This is a genomic window from Gordonia gummivorans (assembly GCF_022513585.1).
Taxonomy (GTDB): Bacteria; Actinomycetota; Actinomycetes; order Mycobacteriales; family Mycobacteriaceae; genus Gordonia.
This window is the reverse complement of the sequence record NZ_JAKWBF010000033.1, coordinates 40,626-62,413: the sequence shown is the minus strand read 5'-3', so window position 1 is coordinate 62,413 and position 21,788 is coordinate 40,626. Positions and strand designations below refer to the sequence as shown.

General features: G+C 65.8%; 23 protein-coding genes and 1 pseudogene. 7 read left to right on the top strand and 17 right to left on the bottom strand.

The genetic code is table 11. The features are described 5' to 3' along the window. Positions 1-167: 167 nt before the first annotated feature. A complete protein-coding gene (locus MKW15_RS20330) occupies positions 168-1,085 on the top strand; it encodes a hypothetical protein (protein WP_240861399.1) in 918 nt (305 codons plus the stop codon). A 10-nt stretch (positions 1,086-1,095) separates the two neighbouring features. On the opposite strand, the gene MKW15_RS20325 is transcribed toward MKW15_RS20330, so the two are convergent. From MKW15_RS20325 to MKW15_RS20305, 5 genes are all read right to left on the bottom strand, one after another. Continuing rightward, a complete protein-coding gene (locus MKW15_RS20325; RefSeq protein WP_240861398.1) occupies positions 1,096-1,746 on the bottom strand; it encodes a heme-binding beta-barrel domain-containing protein in 651 nt (216 codons plus the stop codon). Between the two features lie 132 nt (positions 1,747-1,878). Further along, complete coding sequence (locus MKW15_RS20320; RefSeq protein ID WP_240861394.1) at positions 1,879-3,030, bottom strand: hypothetical protein; 1,152 nt, start codon at positions 3,028-3,030, stop codon at positions 1,879-1,881. A gap of 154 nt (positions 3,031-3,184) precedes the next feature. Beyond that, on the bottom strand, positions 3,185-3,490 hold the full coding sequence (locus tag MKW15_RS20315) for a DUF1416 domain-containing protein (protein ID WP_240861393.1): 306 nt from the start codon (positions 3,488-3,490) through the stop codon (positions 3,185-3,187). A gap of 6 nt (positions 3,491-3,496) precedes the next feature. Then, positions 3,497-4,336, bottom strand: a complete 840-nt coding sequence (locus tag MKW15_RS20310) for a sulfurtransferase (protein WP_240861392.1) — start codon at positions 4,334-4,336, stop codon at positions 3,497-3,499. A gap of 306 nt (positions 4,337-4,642) precedes the next feature. Beyond that, positions 4,643-5,545, bottom strand: coding sequence for an LmeA family phospholipid-binding protein (locus tag MKW15_RS20305; RefSeq protein WP_240861390.1), 903 nt, complete (start codon positions 5,543-5,545; stop codon positions 4,643-4,645). 155 nt (positions 5,546-5,700) lie between these two features. Between MKW15_RS20305 and MKW15_RS20300 the strand changes: the two genes are divergently transcribed. The 3 genes from MKW15_RS20300 to MKW15_RS20290 all read left to right on the top strand — a co-directional run bounded on the left by MKW15_RS20300 (position 5,701) and on the right by MKW15_RS20290 (position 8,406). Beyond that, a complete protein-coding gene (locus tag MKW15_RS20300) occupies positions 5,701-6,510 on the top strand; it encodes a winged helix-turn-helix transcriptional regulator (protein WP_240861408.1) in 810 nt (269 codons plus the stop codon). Continuing rightward, positions 6,500-7,405 carry a mycothiol synthase gene (gene mshD / locus MKW15_RS20295; protein WP_240861388.1) on the top strand — a complete coding sequence of 302 codons (906 nt, stop codon included), beginning with the start codon at positions 6,500-6,502 and terminating at the stop codon, positions 7,403-7,405. The genes MKW15_RS20300 and mshD overlap by 11 nt, the downstream gene beginning before the upstream one ends. A gap of 65 nt (positions 7,406-7,470) precedes the next feature. Continuing rightward, positions 7,471-8,406, top strand: a complete 936-nt coding sequence (locus tag MKW15_RS20290) for an endonuclease/exonuclease/phosphatase family protein (RefSeq protein WP_240861386.1) — start codon at positions 7,471-7,473, stop codon at positions 8,404-8,406. Between the two features lie 10 nt (positions 8,407-8,416). Here the strand turns inward: MKW15_RS20290 and MKW15_RS20285 are convergent, their stop codons facing one another. The 12 genes and pseudogenes from MKW15_RS20285 to MKW15_RS20235 all read right to left on the bottom strand — a co-directional run bounded on the left by MKW15_RS20285 (position 8,417) and on the right by MKW15_RS20235 (position 18,449). After that, on the bottom strand, positions 8,417-8,713 hold the full coding sequence (locus MKW15_RS20285) for a hypothetical protein (RefSeq protein WP_240861384.1): 297 nt from the start codon (positions 8,711-8,713) through the stop codon (positions 8,417-8,419). A gap of 286 nt (positions 8,714-8,999) precedes the next feature. Continuing rightward, positions 9,000-9,275: pseudogene (locus MKW15_RS24690) on the bottom strand (dihydrodipicolinate reductase); the annotation flags it as partial. Next, positions 9,260-9,781 carry a hypothetical protein gene (locus MKW15_RS20280; RefSeq protein WP_240861381.1) on the bottom strand — a complete coding sequence of 174 codons (522 nt, stop codon included), beginning with the start codon at positions 9,779-9,781 and terminating at the stop codon, positions 9,260-9,262. The gene MKW15_RS20280 and the pseudogene MKW15_RS24690, both read right to left, overlap by 16 nt. Positions 9,782-9,816: 35 nt before the next feature. Beyond that, positions 9,817-10,611: a serine/threonine protein kinase gene (locus MKW15_RS20275; protein WP_240861378.1), complete on the bottom strand. Its 795-nt coding sequence runs from the start codon at positions 10,609-10,611 to the stop codon at positions 9,817-9,819. Positions 10,612-10,626: 15 nt separating this feature from the next. Beyond that, complete coding sequence (locus MKW15_RS20270) at positions 10,627-11,583, bottom strand: MlaD family protein (protein WP_240861375.1); 957 nt, start codon at positions 11,581-11,583, stop codon at positions 10,627-10,629. Beyond that, positions 11,580-12,632: an MlaD family protein gene (locus MKW15_RS20265; RefSeq protein ID WP_240861372.1), complete on the bottom strand. Its 1,053-nt coding sequence runs from the start codon at positions 12,630-12,632 to the stop codon at positions 11,580-11,582. The genes MKW15_RS20270 and MKW15_RS20265 overlap by 4 nt, the downstream gene beginning before the upstream one ends. After that, the gene (locus MKW15_RS20260; RefSeq protein WP_240861367.1) at positions 12,629-13,750 is read right to left on the bottom strand and encodes an MlaD family protein; all 1,122 of its coding nucleotides are present in this window, start codon (positions 13,748-13,750) and stop codon (positions 12,629-12,631) included. Before MKW15_RS20260 ends, MKW15_RS20265 begins: the two co-directional genes overlap by 4 nt. Further along, positions 13,750-14,778: an MlaD family protein gene (locus MKW15_RS20255; RefSeq protein ID WP_240861365.1), complete on the bottom strand. Its 1,029-nt coding sequence runs from the start codon at positions 14,776-14,778 to the stop codon at positions 13,750-13,752. The genes MKW15_RS20260 and MKW15_RS20255 overlap by 1 nt, the downstream gene beginning before the upstream one ends. Then, positions 14,775-15,794: an MlaD family protein gene (locus MKW15_RS20250; protein ID WP_240861364.1), complete on the bottom strand. Its 1,020-nt coding sequence runs from the start codon at positions 15,792-15,794 to the stop codon at positions 14,775-14,777. The genes MKW15_RS20255 and MKW15_RS20250 overlap by 4 nt, the downstream gene beginning before the upstream one ends. Continuing rightward, positions 15,791-16,813, bottom strand: coding sequence for an MlaD family protein (locus tag MKW15_RS20245; RefSeq protein WP_240861362.1), 1,023 nt, complete (start codon positions 16,811-16,813; stop codon positions 15,791-15,793). The genes MKW15_RS20250 and MKW15_RS20245 overlap by 4 nt, the downstream gene beginning before the upstream one ends. Further along, positions 16,810-17,670 (bottom strand): MlaE family ABC transporter permease, encoded by an 861-nt coding sequence (locus MKW15_RS20240; protein WP_240861360.1) that lies wholly within the window; start codon positions 17,668-17,670, stop codon positions 16,810-16,812. Before MKW15_RS20240 ends, MKW15_RS20245 begins: the two co-directional genes overlap by 4 nt. After that, complete coding sequence (locus MKW15_RS20235) at positions 17,670-18,449, bottom strand: ABC transporter permease (RefSeq protein ID WP_240861358.1); 780 nt, start codon at positions 18,447-18,449, stop codon at positions 17,670-17,672. Before MKW15_RS20235 ends, MKW15_RS20240 begins: the two co-directional genes overlap by 1 nt. A 288-nt stretch (positions 18,450-18,737) precedes the next feature. Here MKW15_RS20235 and MKW15_RS20230 point away from each other — a divergent pair, with 288 nt between their 5' ends. From MKW15_RS20230 to pstC, 3 genes are all read left to right on the top strand, one after another. Further along, positions 18,738-19,313: a TetR/AcrR family transcriptional regulator gene (locus MKW15_RS20230; protein ID WP_240861356.1), complete on the top strand. Its 576-nt coding sequence runs from the start codon at positions 18,738-18,740 to the stop codon at positions 19,311-19,313. A 221-nt stretch (positions 19,314-19,534) separates the two neighbouring features. After that, the gene (gene pstS / locus MKW15_RS20225; protein WP_240861354.1) at positions 19,535-20,611 is read left to right on the top strand and encodes a phosphate ABC transporter substrate-binding protein PstS; all 1,077 of its coding nucleotides are present in this window, start codon (positions 19,535-19,537) and stop codon (positions 20,609-20,611) included. A 142-nt stretch (positions 20,612-20,753) separates the two neighbouring features. Then, positions 20,754-21,788 (top strand): phosphate ABC transporter permease subunit PstC, encoded by a 1,035-nt coding sequence (pstC, locus tag MKW15_RS20220; RefSeq protein ID WP_240861351.1) that lies wholly within the window; start codon positions 20,754-20,756, stop codon positions 21,786-21,788.

The following is a 21,788-nucleotide window of genomic DNA, read 5'->3' as shown; positions in this document are numbered from 1 at the left end:
TCGCCCCCGCACCCCGACCCGTCCGGTCGGATACGCCCGTACTCGGGTGGTGCGGGGGCCGCTTCGTGTCGGGGCGCGGGCATATTCGCGTAGTGGACTACTCGTGAGTCCGACGCCGGAACCGGGTGGAATTAGCACTGTCAGCCCGATCTATCGAGGAGACAGCGATGACCACCACAGCGACGCAAGCGGCCCACGCCCCCCGCGACGTGTCGTCGATCGGCGGTGCGGCAACGGGTTTCGCGGGCCGGTTCTGGGGTCCGGGTGATGTGGACTTCGGATGTTCGGACACACCGGATTTCGTCTTCGACGACCCGCACGCGGCCGGTATCTTCCACCATCTCGAGGATGGGGTCACCAGCATCCACAACCGCGGCGACGAAGTTGTCGGTGTGTTGGTGCTCGGCGTCGACGGACTGCTCGAACGGGTGGTCCTGTCTCCCGGTGAGGTGACGCCGCTGCCGGCACAGGATCTGCTCTGTTACGTGCAGGGGACCCGCACCGACGGCAGGCCCCGACTGTTCGGTGCGCTGTGGACGCAGGGTGGCCGGGTGATGGGTAGCACGCTGCCGATCCCCACTCGACGTGAGTTTCTCGATCAGCATTACCTGACCCCGTGGAGCGCCGACTGGAACGGTGGCTACACCCATCAGGACCATCTCGATGCCGAGGGTGACGGGCTCTCGTTCCAGTACCGCACCGGTGGGTCGTCGATCACCGTGCGCAACACCGGCGAGAAGTGGATGGCGGTGCTGCACAACGGGGGTCATGTCCGTGCGGTGACCGAGATCCCGCCGGGCGCGATGGCGACCTTCCCGGTGGACCCCGAGGCGAAGGCCGGGCAGGTCTTCTCCGTGGTCGGTCGGCGCGTCGGTGGTGGCGCCGGTCGTGCGCCGTACATGTCGGCGTCGGGCACGATCCACCCGGGCTGGCCCGGCCGGCCGGGGACGGCCACGAATTACGGGTCGGTGGTGATCATGCTGGGCGCGGTGGTCTACAGCGCCTTGCCGAAGCGGAATCTGTACCTGGCCTGGTCGGATCGCCGCAGGCTGCGGCACGGGTGCCGGAGTCGACGCCAGGCGTGAGTGACCGCGCTCAGCCGACGTGGCGTCGTAGTTTCGCCGACAACCGGGGGGTGAGGTCGCCGTCGGCGTCGACGCGTTCCTCGACGTAGGCGAAGTCACCGTCCTCGACGAGGCCGTAGAGACGTTTGGCGCCACCGGCGTGACTTCCGGTCTCGGATCGGATCACCACGTCGGTGGTCAGGTTCCACGAGGTCTGATTGAGTGGACGGCCGTAGAACAGCTCGATCCAGCCCTCCGCATGCGCCAGGAGGAACTCGATGCTGTCGTCTTCGGTGATGCGCCAGAACCCGGATTCGCGAAGATCGGGCCGGACGAAGTTCGCGTCCTCGTCGATCACCCAGGAGCGTGACTCCCAGCTCAGGAAGTTCTGACCATCATGGGAGACGACGATCTGCTGGGCGAAGTGGTAGTCCTCGCCGGTGTGCGGATTGTGCCCCTCGCCCTCGCCGCGCCACACCCCGACCATCGGCAGCAGCGCGAGCAACCCGGGGTGCAGGTCGGCGCCGAGCCGGAGGTTGGCGGTGTCGGCGGGCAGCGGGAGGTCGTCCCAGGTGGGGACGTTGCGTTCACGGCTACCCGATTCGACGGCACGTGCTTCCGCTTGGTTGATCGCCTCGTCGCCGGAGCGACGCGGGTCGCCACCGGAAGCGTCGGTGCTCACGACTCGTCGGTGACCAGTCGGTAGAGCACGTAGACGGCGAACCAGGTGATCAGCAATGCCGCGAGCACCAGGAGAATCTCGAAGAAGATGACCACGGGTCGATTCTACCTTCCGGGGTTGGCGCGCTCTCGGTCAGCTACCGAACAGGCCGCCGAGGCTGCCGAAGTCGGGACCGGCGGGGCCCGAGCTCAGTGTGCAGCCGGGGCCGTACAGCATGCGGTAGACCGCGCACTTGGCGTTGCGATCGTCGAGGCGGATGACGGTGCCGTGCCGGGTGCGGCCGGGTCCGCCGATGGTGGTGATCGGTGTGGGACCCGACCACGGGCCATTGGGGGAGGGTGCCGTCGAGTAGTAGATCTTGCGGTCGCCGTAGATCTTGTCGGTGTACAGGAAGTAGGTGCCGCCGACGCGCGTCATGCTCGGCCCCTCCTGCACGCGCGCCGCGCAGTTCACGGTGCGCTGCCACGGTCCGTTGAACGACCCCGACCGCCAGACCTCGTTGCAGTTGCCGTCGCGCTTGATGTTCAGGTACTTGGTGTTGCCCTGCTGGAACAGCGAAGCGTCGATACGGTCGCGGGCGCCGGGGTTCAGATTGATGCGATTGGCGGGTCCGGCGTTGAAGATGATGCTTCGTCCGCTCGGGACCGCACGACCGCGTCCGGCCGCGGTGATGTCGAGCTGGTTGACCCGCACCATGTACGGCGTCATCCGGTCTGCTCCGACCTGGCCGCGGTGATGTCCGAAGTAGCCCGCGGTCAGAACGATCCAGATGCTGCCGTCGGCGGCCTTGTACCAATCGGGGGCGACGATGTCGCTGCCGCGCGGCGCCGGATTCAGCGAGATGCCTGCGTAGGCCCCGTTGTTGAACTGTCGCCCTTCCGGTCTCGACCAGTTCTTGCCGTCTCGGGACACGCCGATCATCGGCCAGAACCGCCCGTTCTTGCGTGGCCAGTTCGACAGCATCCAGAAGTATCCGTTGTGGTAGATGACCGACGGATCGCTGAACGGATTCTGGCCACGACGGTACGGCGTCGACAGGTACTTGAACGTCTTGCCGTTGGACGAGTAGTACATCGTGTCGGTCAGGTCGCCGTCACCCGAGAAGAACGTCCCGACCAGGACGTTGGATCGTGCGAACTGCTCGAATGACGGTGCCGCGTGCGCGGGCGCGACGACATGTGCCGATGCGGCTCCGAACAGGGCCAGCATCGTGATGGCCAATCGGAGGCGGAGGGATGGGCGGCGTCGTGATGCGCAGCCAGACTGCGTGACCGTCGTGGACATGCGTCAGAAATATCATGTGTCCGATTGCACGGACGTACCGAAATGCGTTCGGCGCCAACATTTCGTCCGTTCGGAGGAACGGGACCGCGAGAAACGCGAACGGCCCGGTCACCTCCGAAGAGGTGACCGGGCCGCGTCGTTGGGGACTACGCGATCACTTGCTGACGGTGATGTCGTGCTCGTGCACGCCCGGGCCGTCGGGGTTGATCGTCTGCTCGCCGTTGCCGACCGACGACAGCGCACGAATCGTCCAGGTGCCGGGAGCGGCGAAGAACCGGAAGTCACCGGTCGGGCTCGCGACGACCTCGGCGGTGAACTCACCGGTCGAGTCGAGCAGACGGACGAACGCGCCTGCCACGGCACTACCCGAGGCGTCGGTGACCTGTCCGGTCAGGACGGTCTCCTTCTCCACGTCGACGCCTGCGGGCAGTTTCTGTCCCTGTTTGGGTGCAGCACACATGATTTCTTACTTTCCTTCTCCGAGTTCGATCGGGACGCCGATCAGCGAGCCGTACTCGGTCCAGCTGCCGTCGTAGTTCTTGACGTTCTGCTGGCCGAGGAGTTCCTTGAGGACGAACCAGGTGTGGCTCGACCGCTCGCCGATGCGGCAGTAGGCGATGGTGTCCTTCGAGCCGTCGAGGCCGGCCTCACCGTAGAGCTCCTTGAGGTCCTCGTCGCTCTTGAAGGTGCCGTCCTCGTTGGCGGCCTTGCTCCACGGCACGTTGATGGCGCCGGGGATGTGGCCGGGACGCTGGCTCTGCTCCTGCGGGAGGTGAGCCGGCGCAAGGATCTTGCCGGAGAACTCGTCGGGGCTGCGCACGTCGACCAGGTTCTTGACGCCGATGTCGGCGACGACCTCGTCGCGGAACGCGCGGATGGTGTTGTCGGGCTCGCCGGCCTTGTAGGTGGTGGCCGGACGGCTCACGGCGTCGGTCGACAGCGGACGGCCGTCGAGTTCCCACTTCTTGCGGCCGCCGTCGAGGAGCTTGACGTCGTTGTGGCCGTACAGCTTGAAGTACCAGTAGGCGTAGGCCGCGAACCAGTTGTTGTTGCCGCCGTAGAGGACCACGGTGTCGTCGTTGGCGATACCGCGCTCGGAGAGCAGCTTGGAGAACTGGTCGGCGTCGACGAAGTCGCGACGGACCGGATCCTGCAGATCGGTCTTCCAGTCGAGCTTGACGGCGCCTTCGATGTGGCCGCCGTCGTAGGCCGAGGTGTCCTCGTCGACCTCGACGAAGACGATGCCGTCGGTGTTGAGATTCTGCTCAGCCCATTCGGCGCTGACCAGGACATCGGAACGTGCCATGGTTGGGGTCCTTCCCAGAGATGTGTGGATGGGGTTGTGACAGGGGTGTGTTCTGACAGGGGCAACGACCAAGACGTCGGCACAGGAGTCGTCAGGCGCACGACGAACCGGTCGTCATCGACGGGTGGACGGGCCGAGGCAGGAATTAGAGCCTCGATGACCGTCAGTGCTGCGGGCGACAGCAACAGTTGGCGACTCGACAGAAGTCGATCGCCCGGCGTCGGGTGAGCAAGAACTCACGGCGCTGTTGCATGCCCACGAGGGTACAACAGGGCATCGGGCAGCCAGAAAACGCGGGGGTGGTCTTCAGAACGCGTCGAGGCGCAGGTCCGCGGGGCCACTGTCCGCATGCAGCAGGATGTCGCCGCCCAGGCTGGCCGCCCACTGCGGTGTGAGGCCCCAGGGCAGCGGAATCAACGGCAGAATCGTGGTGAACCGATCGAGGACGGCTGCCCGCATGGCCTCGGGGACGTCGGCATCGACGTGGCGTTCGGGCCCCGTGTAATAGTCGGTCGCCCGGATCGCCAGACGCCCATCCTGCACGCTCAGGTCCACCGAGACGCTGACCCTCACCTTGGGTCCGTCGAACGTCGACGCCGACGGCGGGTTGTCGGGGTCGTCGCCCGCGGACGGGGGAAGGGCGACGGTGCCGGTGAGGACAACGCCCGACTGCCTGCTGGGGGCGCCGTCCTGCGGTCCGCCGCCGCCCACCTTGCCGTCGGGTGCGGGGGTGCTCACCGTCAGATCGACGATCCCCAGGTAACGGGCCATGGTGACGGCATCGAGCTTGGTGTGGGCAGAGACGGACTCCGTGCGTACAACGTCATCGGCCGTGATGTCCCACGCGTCATCGATGTGCCACAGCCCCAGCGTCGCGCCGAGTTCACCGCGACAGCCGCCTCGACCCTCGCAGCCGGGCAGGGTGACGTCACGCGCTGCGATGACGGCACCGTCGAACCGGCCTGCACGCACGTGCGTGAGGAAAGGGAATCCGCTCAGCGTCACTTCGGGGTCGAAGGACACCCGCGGTGAGGCGGCGATCGCCCGGGACATCTGATACTCCGTGCGGATCGCCAGGCCGACGTCGGCGAGAACCGCCAGCAGTCCTGTGACCACGATCACAATGAGGGCGATGGCGACGTACCGACGGCCGGGAACCCGCCGATCGGAACCCGTGCCATGATCGCCCCGTCGATCGGGTTCGCTCACCCCTGGCCTGCCTTGTTAACAGCGAATCGCGCCATTGGCGCTATTCTGTCACCTATCGCGCACACGTTGGTAAGGCAGAGTAAACAATGGCCAGGTGCGGCGCGTAGAGGGGCCGTACGCCCGGCGGCGCATTCACAAGGAAGATCGGAGTGTCGATGGATCTCCTGCTGTTGACCGCCGACCCCAACCCCGAGGCGGTTCTGCCGTCGCTGTCGCTGCTGGCGCACACCGTTCGGGTGGCGCCCACCGAGGTCTCGTCGCTGATGGAGGCAGGTAACTCCGACGTCGCCATCGTCGACGCCCGGACCGACCTCGCAGCGGCCCGTGGACTGTGCCGCCTGCTCGGCAGCACGGGATCGGCCGTCCCGGTGGCCGCGGTGCTCACCGAGGGCGGGCTCGTGGCGGTGAACGCCGATTGGGGTATCGACGAGTTCCTGCTGCCCGGAACGGGACCCGCGGAACTCGACGCCCGACTGCGGCTGCTGGTGGTCCGTACGCGCGGGGTGACCTCCGAAGAGGCGTCGGGCAAGGTGACTTTGGGTGAACTGATCATCGACGAGGGCACCTACACCGCGCGGTTGCGCGGCCGTCCGCTCGATCTCACCTACAAGGAGTTCGAACTCCTGAAGTACCTCGCGCAGAACGCCGGCCGGGTGTTCACCAGAGCGCAACTACTCCAAGAGGTCTGGGGCTACGACTTCTTCGGCGGCACGCGGACGGTCGACGTCCACGTGCGGCGTCTGCGGGCCAAACTCGGCAGCGAACACGAATCGCTCATCGGCACGGTGCGCAACGTCGGGTACAAGGCGGTTCGCCCGAGCCGGGGTCGTTCGTCGGGTTCGGATGCGGCACTGGACGGTTCACAGGCGGAAGTCGACTCCGACGACCTCGACCTCGACGACGCCCCGCTCGGTGGCGAGGATCCGTTCGACGAGGAATTGCGCACCAGCGCCAATGGCAATTGACGGTATCGCGGTCCGCACGCGTCTCGACGACGACGAGGCTGCGCGGGCGCTCGCATTTGTACGGGAAGCGACTGCGGCAGACGGAGTTTCGCCGTTGTCGGAGCAGGCGGTCGCGGCCATCGAGACCGCCGACGGTGCCGCTGTGCACGTGCTCTCGACGGCCGGCTACGCCAACATCATTGCCGGACGGCCGGGGGAGTCCGCGATGATCGAGGCGGTCGTCGACCCCGCGCTCCGACGCCGCGGGCATGGTCGGGCGTTGCTGGACAAGGCATTCGAGGCCGCCGCGGATCTGCGATCGGAGTCCGACCCGGCGCCGCGCGTCTGGGCACACGGTGACCTGCCGGAGGCGGTGGCGTTGGCCGCCGCGATGGGTCTGCAGCGTCGCCGGGAGCTCCTGCAACTGCGCAGGTCGTTGGTCTCGGGCCCGCAGCTGCCCGACCTCGTCGTCGACGACTCGATCGTATTGCGCACCTACGCAGGCGAATCCGATGACGCCGAGATCTTGCGTGTCAACAATGCGGCCTTCGACTGGCATCCCGAGCAGGGCGGCTGGAGCCTGGCGCAGATCACCGAACGCACGTCGGCGCCGTGGTTCGACCCGCAGGGACTGTTCCTGGCATTCGACGCGGCAGCGCCGGACACCCTGCTCGGATTCCACTGGACCAAGCAGCACGACGCGGAGCTCGGTGAGGTCTACATCGTCGGCGTCGATCCGGCCGCCCAAGGGCGCGGGCTCGGTCGGCTGCTGACCCTGGCCGGACTGCATCACCTGGCCGAGGTGGGAATGCGTGAGGTGAATCTGTACGTGGAGGGCGACAACACCGCCGCGCTGCACACGTACCATCGGTTGGGATTCGACCGCTACGCGATCGACGTCGCTTACGGGAACTGAACCGAGAAGAAAGAACGTGTCCGACAACACCATCGGGGGGTGGAGTGTTGCGTTACATTGCTGCGGTGACCGGCTGGCTGCTGGTCGCCCTCGGCGTGGCCGGGGTGATCGCGCACTTCTCGGGATGGGCGAACACCGTGTGGGCCCGGGCGGCGGCGTTCACGCCGCTGATGATCCTCGGCGCGGTGGTCGGGCTGATCCTGCTCGGGCTTGCGCGGTTCGTCTGGTCGGCGGTGGTGGCGCTCGTTGTCGTCGTTGTCGGACTGCCGACTCAGGTGCCGCTGTTCGTCGGCGCCGACGAGCACGTCGCAGAGTCGGACCTGCGGGTCATGCAGGCCAATATCTATCTCGGACAAGCCGATACGACGGCTCTGGCACGGCTGGCCGACGACCGCGACATCGATGTCCTCACCGTGGTGGAGCTGACGCCCGACGCGGCCCGACGCATCGAAACGACGAGTCTGCGGGCGCGACTGCCCTTCGCCTACCTCGATCCTCGTGAGGGCGGCAGTGGTTCGGGGATCTATTCGCGCTACCCGCTCTCCGACACTCGAGAGCTCACCGGTCTGACGCACGCCAATCTCCGTGCGGTCGTGACCATTCCGGGGGTCGGACGCCGCGCGCTCTATGCGCTGCACCCGATTCCGCCCTATCCCGAACCCGCCTGGAAGTGGCAACTCGAACTGCGACGCCTCGGCGAGCAACTGCGTGCTGAGCCGTTGCCCTTGATCATCGGGACCGACGTCAACTCCACCTACGACCATCGCCCGTTCCGTGACCTGCTCGCCGGATCGGATGCGCCGTACTCGCCCGGTCTCACCGACGCGGCGGACCACCTGGGCGCGGGGATCGTCGCGACCTACCCGGCGAATCGGGCGTTCCCGCCGATGCTTGCCCTCGATCGTGTGCTGACCCGTGGCGGACCCGTTCCCACCGGGTTCGAGGCGGTCGACCTGCCCGGTTCGGACCATCGAGGTGTGGTTGCCACGGTCCGGCCGTGACGGCAGCGCATCACCGGGCTGGTGGAATGAGCCGCGGTGCCACTGTACGTAGGTCGGCATAGGTGACAATGCCAGGCTGGGCCGCGCACACCGCCGGTATGGCGTTGACGAGCGGCGCGGCGGTGATGCGGAGTCCGATCCCCCGCATCCGTGCCGGGGTGAGATCGGCCAGGTCTGCTGCTGTCGGGATGAGGCCGATACGCACATGCACGGCGGGATCGCCGACGACGTCGAGAAGGTAGCCGTGTTCGACGGTCCATGCCGGTTCCAAGGCGGTGGTCGCCACCCATCTCTGGTTCACGGCCACGACTTCGAGTGTGGTTCGGGTCCCCCTTGGGGCGGCCCCATCCGACGCCGGCGAAGTTCGCGTCGCCCACGAACTGTGAGACGTCCACCGATTCCGTCATCGACACGTGGCTGACACTGGTGGACAGGCCACCGGCCACTGCTGCCGCCAGCTGTGCGAAGCCGGGGTTCATGCCGCTGCCGAAAAGCGAGGCTCCTCCGGCGGCGGCTGCCGCTTCCAACGATGCGCGGTCCGACGGCGACAGATTCGACCCGGTGACGAACTCGGCGCTGGTGACGACATTGATTCCGGCCCTCAGCAGCAATGCGACTTCGTTGACGTCGAAACGAAGCGGACTGTAGACGGCGCAGTCCGGATCGAGAGCGAGCAGCGAGTCGACGTCGTCGGTCGCGAGAACTCCCAGCTCGCTCCCGAGTCCGCAGAGCTCGCCGAGATCCACACCTACCTTTGCCGGCGAGTACGCAAATGCCCCGACCAACTCGAGGTCGGGCCGTTGGGCAACCGCCCGGACCGCCTCCTTCGCGACATTCCCTGTCGTCCACTGAATCACCCGCAGAGGCATGAGTTCTCCATTCGCTGATTCCCGACCGAATGGCCTTCTTCCATGCCGGCTTCCGAACGCGCAGGCATGAGCATGACTCCGACGACCAGGCTCGACGCGAACAGCGCCAGGGCGGCCCACGGCCACCACGTGATCGCCACCGAATCGGCATCGAGGTCCACCGACCGTCCGATCGCGTCGATGCGGAGGGCATCATCGACGATGAACCACAAGACCGCGGCGATACCGATGGCGGACACCACGATCGCGAGGTAGGCCGCTGCCGACGAATGGTAGGACGGGCTCGTTCGCCACAGTGCGACCACGGCCAGCACGCACGCGGCGGCCAACAGCACTGCGCCGGTTGTCGTACTGATTCCAGTGCACTGGAGACTCTGTGTGGCTCCCGGCTGTTGGATCTGCGCCGACGACAACTGCGCGGCCTGAGGAATCGGAGCACCCCGACCGCGCACCCACGGCATGAACACGGCGACTACCGCGGCCGCGCTGAGCGCGAACAGTGTCACCGACCAACAGAACTCGCGATCGGTGCGTCGCGACTTCACGGAGTCGGCGTCGCAGGCGTCGTTGCTGTCGGTGAGTTGTTCGAGGAGGCAGCGTCGTTGGGGGCAAGGTTTGGTGTCCCCGCACCGTTGGAACCGTCCTGTGCCACGCCCGCGATCCCCGCGACGTCGGTGATGAGCCAGTTGTCGTCTCGATCGAGGGTGATGGTGTAGGGAGTCACCGTGTTCAGACCGTTGGGGTTCTGGGTGCTGGTCATGTGCGTGGAGACGAACACCTGCACCACGAATTGTCGATCGGCTCGGACGTCGATGGTCTTCGCGGCGATCAGCTTGGCGGTCTGGCTCCACTGAACCTGTTGGATCAACGGGGTCAGGGTCTTGACGGCAACGTCGAAGCGGGAGGCCAGTTCGGGTGCCGTTCCCTTCTTCAGGGCCGCCGACCACGGAGCCAGGTCCTTGAAGTCGAAGGTCGCGGCTCCGACCGCGTAGTCGCCGGCTACGCGCTCGGCCGACTGTTTGTCCGCGGTGAGGTTCTCGGCAGCCGTCAGGTCTTTGGAACTCCGGTATGCGAGAACGCCGAAGACGGCCGCAGCCACCAGCGCGGCCAGACACAGCACCGTCATCCCGACGATCACCGGGTGCCGACGGGGGTTGAGGTTCTCGCTCAGTTGTTCGCGCACCGAGGGTTTGGTCACCGAGGGTTTGGCCGGTTCGGCAACCTTGGCTGTGGTCTTGGTTTCAGCAGCAACCACTTCGGTCTTGCCGACGTCAGAATCCGGCTCGGGATCGGTGTCCTGCAACTCGGCGAGGGCCTGGTGGACGTCGATGCTCATGGGCTGTTCCTCATCTCACTTGGGTATGGTCACGTTGAGTCGCAGACCGTTGCCCGGCATCATCTGCATGACCCGGTCGAGGAGCGTTGCGATGTCGAGATTGGCGAGCGTGGCACCCGAACGTTGCGCCGCGGGAAGCAATGTGGACGCCAACGTTCCGATCGGCGGCGCGATCTTGGCCACGAGGGGTGCCGACCTGTTCAGGACCGGCTTCCACCGCTCGCCGATCAACTCTCCGCCACGGGTGAAGTCCGCGAAGGGTTTGACGCTGTTGATCACGCGTCGCAGGCTCTCGCCCGCGTACAGCAACTCAGGTCGGGTAGGCCGCAGAGCCGGCCCAATCCACTGGCCGCGCTGCAACATCGAGGTCGCGTTGCCGATGATGGTCACCAAAGCGGGCTGCGAATAGATCATCGTCGCGGCCAGCACCTGAGCGGCCGGCGTCAGCCGGGCGACGGCATCCTGAGTCCCTTCCAGCGCTGTCGAGAGCGTGGTGACAAGCCGATCGACCAACCCGGGATCGACCTGGTCGAGCAACTGCTGGGTGGAGCCGAGCAATTCGGGCACCGAGGCGGGCACGTCGACGACGTTGGCCGCCAACGTCTGACCATCCGCGATGACATCGTCGCCGCCGTACAGCGGCGGCACGACCGACACGCTCGACTCACCGAGCATCGACTGGGCCGCGATCTCGATCTGGCTGTCGACCGGGATCTCGTAGCGGGAGTCGTAGGCGATCGAGACCTCGACGGTCTTCCCGGCGTAGGCGACCGAGGTGACCTCGCCGATCGGCACACCCCGCAGCAGGACCGCAGATCCGGTGTGCAGCCCGTTGGAGGCGGGCACCGTCAACCACACGGTCGTCTTGTGGGTGAAGGGTTGCTGCGCAAGAACTCCGAAGGACAGGTACGCAGCCGATGCAACGAACACGGCGAGCGTTGCCAGGATGGAGACGAAGTACCGGATCGTCATCGCAGCGCCCCGATCATCCGCAACACCGACGACACCGCGGTCGTCACGTCCTTGTCGTCGACCGACAACTTGTCGACGGAGATCGCACCGTTCTTGACGAACGGCACCACCGACCTCTGTCCGACGTCGATCATCGCGCCGAGATTGCCGTTGAACTGCGTTGACCGAGCCGAGTAGCTGCGCAGCAGCGGAACGAGCTTGTCCAAGAACGGATTCAGTTGGGCGAGTCGAGGGGTCAGCCAGCTCAGACCGGCCGCCAAGGCACTCGACCCGGCGACCAGTTTGAAACCCTCGGTGACAGAATTGAAGACGGCCCGGAGGCCGAATTGTCCTGCACCACTGAACGAATACGCCAGGGCGTCGGGGTTGGCGGCCATCTCGGCGGCGGCGGCCTGCAGGGAGGTGATCATCGAGTTCAGCTGACGGGTGCCCTGCGCGAGGTCGGCGATGTCCTCGGCACCGACACGCGACGCGGCGGCGAGGTCGGCCCCGGGGACGTCGATCGACTGGTTCACCTTCCGGATCGATTCCTGCACTCGCAGAATCGAACCGCCCGACATGAAGTCGGCAAGGTTGACGATGATGTCCTCCACCTGCGGACCAGGATCGGTGTCCGCCAACGGGATGACAGCGCCGTCGTCGAGCATCGTCGATTCGCCGCCGCTCGCTGCCGGCGGCGGGATCAGGGCGACGTAGATGTCGCCGAGCAGGGTCGACTGGCGCAGCTCGGCGCGGGTTCCGGACGGGATGTGCGCCTGAGATTGCAGCCCCAGCCGCAACCGGGCAGCGTTGGGTACCAGGTCGATGGACTCCAGCGTGCCGATCTGGGTGCCCCGCGCGAGGACGCGGGCGCCCAGTGGCAGGTTGACCACCGAGGCGAAGTCGACGTAGAGGACCGCGCCGTCGGCCGACGACGTCACGCGCGGCAACAGCGATGCGGGACTCGTGCTTCGGCCGACGACGACGATGACCAGAGCGGCCACCACCGCCAGCACGCACATCGCCATCTTGATTGTGTGACGGACATTTCCGCCTGCCCGACCGCTCACCTGGCACCTCCCTGCACCGCGCGTGCGACGAGTTCGGCCAGGTCCACATCGGAGACCGACGCCGTCCTCGGATTGCATCCTCCCGGGTCGGCCCGGTTGACGAGCGCACACAGCGTTGCGCTGTTCGGTGTTCGTACGGCCACCCGGGGACCGCGGTAGGAGAGGTGGAAGGCTGCCGCATTGCGGTTGACGGTCGTCGCCAGACTCGTTGCGATACCGGGGGTCTTCTCGAGGATCGTCTTGAGGTCGTCGGTGTGGGCGATCGCGACGTCGATGAAAGGTGTTGCGACGTCGCCCATGTCGAGAACCGGCGGCAGCACGTTGCCCAGCAGGTCATCGAGGCCCGGGCCCGACCGGCCCAGCCCGTCGAAGATGTACACGAAGTCCTCGAACAACCGCGCCATGAAATGGGTGAGAGTTGCCGCATTGATCCCGATCTCGCGAATACCGTCCCAGTTCTGGTTCGCCACGTTGGTCAGCACGGCCAAGTTGTCGAAGACGGTGCGCATCTGCCCGAGGAAGCGATCCGGGTCGGCCATCAGCCGCGAGAGATTGGTGACCGTCGCGTTGATGTCCTTGCCGGTGCCGTCGAGCTGACGGTCGGCGGCGGTGAGCAGCGCGCCCACCGGCGCGCCGGAATCGGTTCCTTTGCCGCCGACTTCGTTGAACATGGTGGTGAAGGACTGGAACGCGGTACTCACCGAGATGGGTGTATGGGATCTGTTCAGCGGTATGCACTGATCTGTGGCCAGTGTCTGACCGCCACGCGCTTCGCTGTCGACGAGCTCGATCCGACGGTCGGCGAGGACCGAGTTGTTCACTGCGACAAGACTTGTCTTGGCGCTGATCGAGCGGTCGATCCTCATGTCGACGGTGATGGTGTTGTCGTGCGCGGAGATTGCGGTCACCTTGCCGACCCGGACACCGCGAACGTTCACCGCGTTGCCGACGTAGAGCCCGGCCGCGTCGGGGAGCTGTGCGCACACCGGACGTGTGTCGTCGGCGGTCAGCCGCGAGTAGATCGTGACCGCACCGACCACCACGGCCACCGCGACGATCGCCGCCACCAGCGCGCGCTGCCTTCCACGGATCTCGGGCATGCCGAACTTGTTGGCCATCAGCAGGTCCTGCCGGCGATCGGGATGCAGATGACGGAGTCGTCGACGACGCTGTCGCCGAAGTCGAGCGAGACGCCATGGGGTGTCACGATCCTGGACAGTTGGTCGGCCATGGTCCGCAGCTGGCGAATGGCCTCGGCCATCCGTCGCGACATCTCGTTGGTCTGTCCGGCCATCGCGGCGAGCTTGTGCAGCGGCGGCTTGATCCGCTTCTGGTACGGGTCACCGAAGATGTCGCCCACGTAGAGAACCATTTCCGCGAGAGCGTCGTAGGTCAGGATGCCCCGATCCTTGTAGCCGATGATCAGGGGCAGCACGGACCGGATTCGGCGGATCATCTCGATCAACGTGTCGCGCTGGGCGACGAGGGCGGTGGTGTACTCCCCACCGAGATCGGCGATGCTCTGAATCTGACGTTGCTGCTCGTCCAACAGGGCAGTGATGTCGGCCGCATTGGTGAGGATCCCACGCACCGCCCCTGGCGCGGCGTCGAGACTGCGGGTGGTGGCCACGGCGGTTCCGCGTAGCGTCAGCGCGTCGATGCGACCCACCGTGGAGGCCGCCGAGTCCAGCACCTCGCCGGTCGAGTAGGGGATCGAAACCCGCTGCGCGGGAATGGGGGTGTCACCGAGTGGTGTTCCGCCAGAAGGCAGCAGCGCGACGTAGGTTCCGCCCACGACGGTCAGCATCCGCACTTGCATGGACGTCTGATCGCCGACGAAGACGGAGGATTCGACGTCGAGCGTGACATCGACGTGACCGTCGCCGAGCGTCACGTCGCTGACCTTGCCGACCGGGATTCCGGCGACGCGAACCTCTGTGCCGCTGGTGATTCCGCCGCTCTCGCTCATCACCGCGTGATACTGCACGCGCCCAGGGGGTTTGAGATAGAAGAACGACGTCACCGCCACCAGGATCGCGACGGCCACCACGAGTCCGAATGCCCACGCCAGTTCGCCGCGGCGGCCGATCTCGTCGCGCACGGCGAAGTCCTCCAGCCTCGAGAGGACGGGAACCCGTTTGCTCATTTCCGGCACAGCGTCACCTTCCCGCCCCCGAGCAGGATGGTGCCCATCGCCGGCAATGCCACCTCGCCGTGTGAGCAATTGGCATCAAATCCGTACTGGCCCATGGTCGCGTTCACCGTCGACAACATGGTCGGCACCAAGCCGAGAACCTCGGTCAATTTCGTGGTGTCCGGGACCAACTCCAGGATTCTCCGAGAGATCTGGTCGTGGCCGCCCAGTCCGACGTCGAAGCTGCTCTTCATCAGATCGACGATCGGCGGAAACACCTGCGAGCCGGTTCCGAATGCCGCCTTCAACAGATCCAGCCGGTTCTCCAGGGTGTCGAAGAGCATGCCCATGTTCGTCATCAAGGCGTTGATCATCGACGACTTGCCTTGCAGCTGTGCGGATACCGTCGCCAGGTTCGCCAAGATCACGGTGATCATCGCGCGTTTGTTGGTGGCGAACTGGGCAAGTCGGTCGATGTCACCGAGGACCGTGCCTATTCCGACCCCGTCCTCGCCCTGGATGAGGTGCAGCAGATTGGTGGCGAAGGTGTTGAAGACCGCTGGGTCTGCGCCGGTGAGGATCGGTCGAAGTCCGTTGAACAGCTTGGTGATGTCGAAGGAGCCGATCGTCCTCGACACCGGAATGGTGTGGTCGGGATCGATCGCCTGACCCTCGCCCGATGCTGCGTCGGGCCGGGTGATCGCGATGTATCGCTGCCCGACGAGGTTCTGAAAGCGAATCGCGAGCTGGTCTTTGTCGGTGAGCCGGTTGTCGGTGCGCACCGACAACTCGACCTGCGCGACGCCCGAGGGCTGCAGGTCGATGTCGAGTACCTTCCCGACCGCGACCCCTCGGATACGGACGTCGGCGTTCTTGTGTAGCCCGAACACATCGCTGAATTCGGCTCGGTAGGTTTCGGTGTCGCCGCCGACCGGACGGTTGATGGCCGTGACAATGGCATACACGGCAAGGATCACCACGCTGGCGACCAGCAGCAGGCGCATGAGTGCAGATCGGGCGCTTCTCATGGTTTACCTCGCAGCCCGGCCAGCAGCTGATTGACCGGTGTGGAGAATCCGGGGACCAACTCGAGGTTCACCTCGGTCGACAGCGTCGTCCTGCCGGTTCGCGGATCCGTGTGAAAGGCGTTGCCAAATCGGTGAATTGCTTGTGCGAGCTGTGATGGGGTCACCCCACGCAGCGCGGTACCCAGCGGCGTCGCATACGCGTTGGCCAGATCGAGAACCGCACCAAAACCGCTCATACCGTTGAAGAGGGCGCCGAGACCGGAGAACAGGTCGCCGATGTCCCCGATCATGCTCGTCACGCTCTCGGTGTAGGGCTTGTCAGCGAGGAGCGGGGTGGTCAGGGTGATCTCCAGCCCGCTGATCGCCGATGCCCCGGCCACCGCCAGACCGTTGAAAGCGTCTGTCGCAACGGGCAAGAGTGTCTTGATGCGCGCCGTCTGACCGCGTTGCAACGTCTGAAGGGCGACGGTCGTCGCTGTCATGAAGGGTGCGAGCCTCGTGGTCGTGTCACTGAGATTCCGCAGCAGCACGGTGAGTTCGGGGGTGAGGACCGGCAGGGTGAGCCTGCCGGCACTGCGCATGATCGCGGTCATCGTGTTGTCGGCCGGCGCCTGTTGCAGCTCGATGACGCTGCCCGAGCGGACCGGGACGCCGGTGGTCGCCGGCCCCAAGCGCACGGCATCGGACCCGAACAGGTTGCGGGAGACAAAACTGACCGCCGAATCGTTGGTCAGCTCGCCGATCTCCGAACGTTCGGCACAGATCGTCAGTCGCGTCGAATACGGCTGCGACGTGTCGAGCCCGCAGACGGAACCGATCGTCTCGCCGCGGACGTCGACCGGCACCCCGATCTGGATGCCGTCGGGCACGGCCGGCGCCAGGACGTCGAACTCCACCATTCCGTCGTCACCCGAGAAGGGTTTGACGACAACCAATGTCACGATCGCCGCCAGCACCGCGACGGTGACGATGCCACGCAGTCGCAGTGTTCGCGCCGAGCGCCCACGTGCAGCGCTCATGCGAAGTTCAATCCCGAGTTCAGCCCCCAGAACATCAGCGACATCGCCATGTCGGTGGTGACGATGAGCACGAGGCTCGCGCGAATCGCCCGGCCCGAGGCGATGCCGACCCCTTCCGGTCCGCCGTGCGCGAAGAAGCCGTAGTAGGTGTGCGCGATGATCACGACGATCGCGAAGACCACCACCTTCAATGTCGAGTACACGACGTCGACCGGACTCACGAACGCCTCGACGTAACGGTCGTATGCGCCGGCCGACTGTCCGTAGAAGACACTGACGACGATTCGCGACGACAGGTATGCCAAACACAGCGAGACCAGATAGAACGGCACGATCGCGAGGACGCCGGCCACCACCCGGGTGCCGACGACGAACGGGATGGGCCGGATGGCCTGTGCCTCGAGCGCGTCGATCTCCTCAGAGATGCGCATCGAGCCGATCTCGGCGGTCATGCGGCATCCGGCCTGCGCGGCGAACCCGACCGCGGCGATGATGGGCGCCATCTCGCGGGTGGCGGCGTATCCGGTGATGAGGCCGGCCATCGGCGAGAGATTGAGCGACGACAGACTCGTGACACCCAGGATGCCGATCATGCCGCCGACCGACAGGCCGAGGATGGCGAGAACGCTCGCGATACCGCCGCCCACCATGAACGAACCGTTGCCCCAGGTGACCTCGGCAAACGCTGCGAGGGTCTGTTTACGGTAGGCGCGCAGAGTATGTGGCAACCCCGCGATCACGTCGAGGACGAAACTCGTCTGCCGTCCGATGTGCTCGAACGGCTGCCCGGTCGCGTCTGCGGCACGGCGCAGTCTCATGCCCCGCGCGCTGGGTATCAGGGTGGGTGTCGGCGCCATCAGATCACCTGCACCGGAATGAACAGGGTCGTCACCTGCGTGATGATCACGTTGATCACCATCGACGCGACGATCCCCAGGACGACTGCCGCGTTGACGGCGTCGGCCACACCTCGCGCACCGCCGGCGGCCTCGAGGCCACGACGAGCTGCGATGACGACCACCACGAATCCGAAGACCACCGATTTACCCAGACAGATCCACAGGTCGGTGGTCGAGGCATAACTGCCGAAGGACTGCCAGTACGAGCCGGCGACCACACCCTGCCCGGTGATGGCGACGATGAAGCTCGCAGCCACCGCGATCACGATGATCAGGATCGACAGCACCGGAGCCACGATCACCATCGCCACCATCCGCGGCGCGACGAGGCGTCGGGTGGGGTCGATTCCGAGTACCCGCATCGCATCGATCTCCTCGCGAACGGTCCGGGCCCCGAGGTCCGCGGTGATGGCCGAGGCGCCCGCACCGCCGAGCAGAAGTGCGGCCGCCATGGGTGCCCCCTGCTGGATGACTCCCATGCCACCGACCGCGCCGGCCATCGAGGTGGCGCCGAGGTTGCTGGTCAGACCGCCGATCTGCACCGCGATGATCACACCGAACGGGACCGACATCAGCAGCGCCGGCAACACGGTGATGCTCAGCAGAAACCAGGCCTGGACCACGGTCTCACGCACCGGGAAGCGTCCACCGGCCATGTCCATGGCCGCAATGAGCGGAGTCCGGGCACCGAGCCGGACCGTGCGGCCGAAGCTCTGCGCACTGGTGGCGAGTGGCACCGGCGCCCCCATTCCTCGGTCAAGCACTTGCTTGGTTTTGAAACGCCCACGAACCCCTTGTTTCAGATTGTGAGCTTGAGCGAGTATCACACAAAGAGGTGTCCCGTGTCACACCCCCATCACGAAATGACGCTTCACAAGGGGATATGGCTGCTCGGGCGGATGCCTCTGGGTGCGATATTCGATCTGACCGGGTCCTGCGGTGTGTACATCCATGAGAAGAACGCGTCGTGTACGTTCAGAAGTGTGAGCGTCGCCACCAAGCATCGGACACGCGCTGATCGGCGCGTGACGATCGAAAGCGCGCAGGCCGACGCCATCGCCGATGCGGCCGCCGACGAGATTCGGCGCTCCGGAGTGCGCGGCGCCAACCTCGAGCGCATCGCTGCTGACGCCGGAGTCAGCCGCAGCACCCTGTACCGCCGATTTCCGAAGAAGGAAGATCTGCTCGGCGCGGTCGTGGAACGTCTACGACGCGGCTATGCCCGGCAGGTCGTCATGTCGACCGCCGGGAAAAACCCCCGAGACGCCGTTGTCGAGACATTCGTGATCGGAGTGCTCGGCATTCGCACAGACGACCTGGTGAGAAAGATCGTCGCCGACACTCCCGACGCCTTGGGCATGTTCGTCGGATTCGATACGGCCCAGGTCGAGGATCTCGTCGAGGCGTTCAGTCAAGGCATCGCCGCAAACCTGAGGAGCGCCGGTGCATCGATGCCCGAGGAGGACCTGAGGCATGCAGCCGAACTGGTGTTCCGGATGCTCACTTCGCTTGCCTTGACCCCGACGCGAGCCCTCGATATCGACGACGCCGAGTCGGTGCGCAGTTACGCTGCCAAATTCATCGCGCCGATGATCTGGTGAGCTCTCGCGCCTGCGCCCAGCAATAGGTGCATGCACCCTATGCCCGCATTGCGGAATTTCTCGCGACAGCGGCGAGTTGGCGTGCCCAATTCATCTTCCGTTCACCTCCCGTAGGCCACTGGTCCACCGCTCACCCATAGCTTCAATTCGGACACTCCGGGCCCACCGGCACGCCCCCCAATGCGTGTGCCGGCGCACCTGAACGAAAGGCAACACCAGCAGTGAAGATCAAGCGGAATCCCGCCCTGGCTGCGGTCTCGACCCTCGCGGCTCTCACCCTTGCCATGACGGCGTGCAGCAGCGACGAGACCCAGACCATCAGTGGTGAGGGATCGACTGCCCAGCAGAAGGCCATGGAGAGCTTCAGCAACATGCTGGCCGAGAACAGCAACATCGTTCTCGACTACACCGGCAGCGGCTCGGGCGACGGCATCAAGAAGTTCATCGCAGGCGACGTCGACTTCGCCGGCTCCGACTCGGCCCTCAAGGACGACGAGGTGGCAAAGGCCACCGCCCGCTGTGGCAACAACCCCGCCTGGCACATCCCGCTGGTCGTCGGCCCGGTGGCGCTGGCCTACAACCTCCCCGGCGTCGACAAGCTGAACCTGAACCCGACGGTCCTCGCCGGCATCTTCGACTCCAAGATCGCCACGTGGAACGACCCGCAGATCGCGGCCCTCAACCCCGGCGTCGCGCTGCCATCCACCAAGATCGTGCCGGTGCACCGCTCCGACAGCTCGGGCACCACCGACAACTTCCAGTACTTCCTCTCGTCGTCGGCCCCGCAGGCCTGGACCTACGGCCACGGCAAGGAGTTCAAGGGCAAGGGTGGTTCGGCCGCGGCCAAGTCGACCGGCGTCGGCAACACCGTCAAGGCGACCCCGGGCTCCATCACCTACGTCGAGTGGGGCTTCGCCACCGAGAACAAGCTCGGTGTCGCCCAGATCGACTTCGGTTCGGGCGCCGTTCCGCTGAACGCCGACACCACGGCTGCTGCGCTGAACAACGTCACCTTCAAGAAGCCGGGCAGCAAGGACCTCGAGGTCGACACCGCCGCGCTGTTCGCGTCGAAGGCTCCGGGCACCTACCCGCTGCTGCTGACCACCTACGAGATCGTGTGCTCGACCGGCTACAGCGACTCCGCCACCAGCACCACGCTGAAGGATGCCTTCACCAAGATCCTCAACGACGGTCAGGCGGCCCTGCCGGATCTCGGCTACGTCCCGCTGCCTGCGCAGTACAAGGCCACTCTGCAGGGCACGGTTGACGCGCTTGCTCCTGCCGGCGGCAACGCATAACCGAAGATACCGACGATGATGTGCGCGGGGCCGCTTCGCGTTGCGGTCCCGCGCACGTCGTTGAGAGACTGATGCGGACTCCCAGCGTGTCCGCGCGACGCCGGAGAGTGGCTCGATGACCAAAGCCGATTCAGAAGGACGCATGACCTCCATCAGTAAAGAAGAGGGCGCCCTGCCACCCCCGGGTGACGGCTCCGATTCACCGGTGCCCACGCCCGACGACAAACAGCCCGGCGGCCTGCACGCCGCAGCACACCACCGGCTCGCCGACCAGATCTTCCGCTCCCTGGCGGTCGGCTCCGGTTTCGTGGTGTCGATCGTCATCGGGTTGATCGCGATATTCCTCATCGCACAAGCGGCCCCGTCGCTTGCCAAGAACTCCGAGAACTTCTTCACCTACTCCGGCCCGTGGGTCACCTCGGGCAGCGAACTCGCCTTCGGTATCCCGCAGCTCTTCTACGCCACGATGGTCGTGTCGATCATCGCGCTGCTGATCGCGATGCCGGTCGCCCTGGCGATCTCGATCTTCCTCACCGAGTACGCGCCCAAGCGTCTGATCGGACCGGTCACCTACACCGTCGACCTCCTCGCGGCCGTCCCGTCGATCGTCTACGGCCTCTGGGGCATTCTGGTGCTCGGGCCCGCGCTGGTTCCGGTCAACAACTGGCTGGTCGCCAATCTCGGGTTCCTGCCGTTCTTCCAGGAGCCCACCCAGGTGGCCAACATGTCGACCGGCGGCACGCTGCTCACCGCCGGCATCGTCCTGGCGGTGATGATCCTGCCGATCATCACCGCGGTGACCCGCGAGGTCTTCATGCAGACCCCCAAGGGGCATCGCGAAGCGGCACTTGCGTTGGGCGCGACCAAGTTCGAGGTCGTCAAGCTCGCCGTCATGCCGTTCGGTTTCTCCGGTTACATCAGCGGTTCGATGCTCGGCCTCGGTCGCGCCCTCGGCGAGACGATGGCCCTGCTGCTGATCATCTCGACCGTCGGCCCGATGGACTTCAACCTGATGGAGAGCGGCGAGACGTTCGCGACCAAGATCGCCAACAACGCGGCGGAGTTCGACTCGCCGGCCAAGACCGGCGCCTACATCTCCGCGGGTTTGACGCTGTTCGTCTTGACCTTCATCGTCAACGCGGCAGCTCGCGCCGTCATCACCGGAAAGAAGAAGTGA

What these genes read in the sequence shown, in the direction of transcription:
- MKW15_RS20240 (WP_240861360.1), bottom strand. Translation starts at nt 17,670, where the DNA reads ATGGCGCCGACACCCACCCTGATACCCAGCGCGCGGGGCATGAGACTG.
- mshD (WP_240861388.1), top strand. Translation starts at nt 6,500, where the DNA reads ATGGCAATTGACGGTATCGCGGTCCGCACGCGTCTCGACGACGACGAG.
- MKW15_RS20255 (WP_240861365.1), bottom strand. Translation starts at nt 14,778, where the DNA reads ATGAGCAAACGGGTTCCCGTCCTCTCGAGGCTGGAGGACTTCGCCGTG.
- MKW15_RS20300 (WP_240861408.1), top strand. Translation starts at nt 5,701, where the DNA reads ATGGATCTCCTGCTGTTGACCGCCGACCCCAACCCCGAGGCGGTTCTG.
- MKW15_RS20245 (WP_240861362.1), bottom strand. Translation starts at nt 16,813, where the DNA reads ATGAGCGCTGCACGTGGGCGCTCGGCGCGAACACTGCGACTGCGTGGC.
- MKW15_RS20250 (WP_240861364.1), bottom strand. Translation starts at nt 15,794, where the DNA reads ATGAGAAGCGCCCGATCTGCACTCATGCGCCTGCTGCTGGTCGCCAGC.
- MKW15_RS20310 (WP_240861392.1), bottom strand. Translation starts at nt 4,336, where the DNA reads ATGGCACGTTCCGATGTCCTGGTCAGCGCCGAATGGGCTGAGCAGAAT.
- MKW15_RS20315 (WP_240861393.1), bottom strand. Translation starts at nt 3,490, where the DNA reads ATGTGTGCTGCACCCAAACAGGGACAGAAACTGCCCGCAGGCGTCGAC.
- pstC (WP_240861351.1), top strand. Translation starts at nt 20,754, where the DNA reads ATGACCTCCATCAGTAAAGAAGAGGGCGCCCTGCCACCCCCGGGTGAC.
- MKW15_RS20270 (WP_240861375.1), bottom strand. Translation starts at nt 11,583, where the DNA reads ATGACGATCCGGTACTTCGTCTCCATCCTGGCAACGCTCGCCGTGTTC.
- MKW15_RS20330 (WP_240861399.1), top strand. Translation starts at nt 168, where the DNA reads ATGACCACCACAGCGACGCAAGCGGCCCACGCCCCCCGCGACGTGTCG.
- MKW15_RS20320 (WP_240861394.1), bottom strand. Translation starts at nt 3,030, where the DNA reads ATGTCCACGACGGTCACGCAGTCTGGCTGCGCATCACGACGCCGCCCA.
- MKW15_RS20275 (WP_240861378.1), bottom strand. Translation starts at nt 10,611, where the DNA reads ATGAGCATCGACGTCCACCAGGCCCTCGCCGAGTTGCAGGACACCGAT.
- MKW15_RS20260 (WP_240861367.1), bottom strand. Translation starts at nt 13,750, where the DNA reads ATGGCCAACAAGTTCGGCATGCCCGAGATCCGTGGAAGGCAGCGCGCG.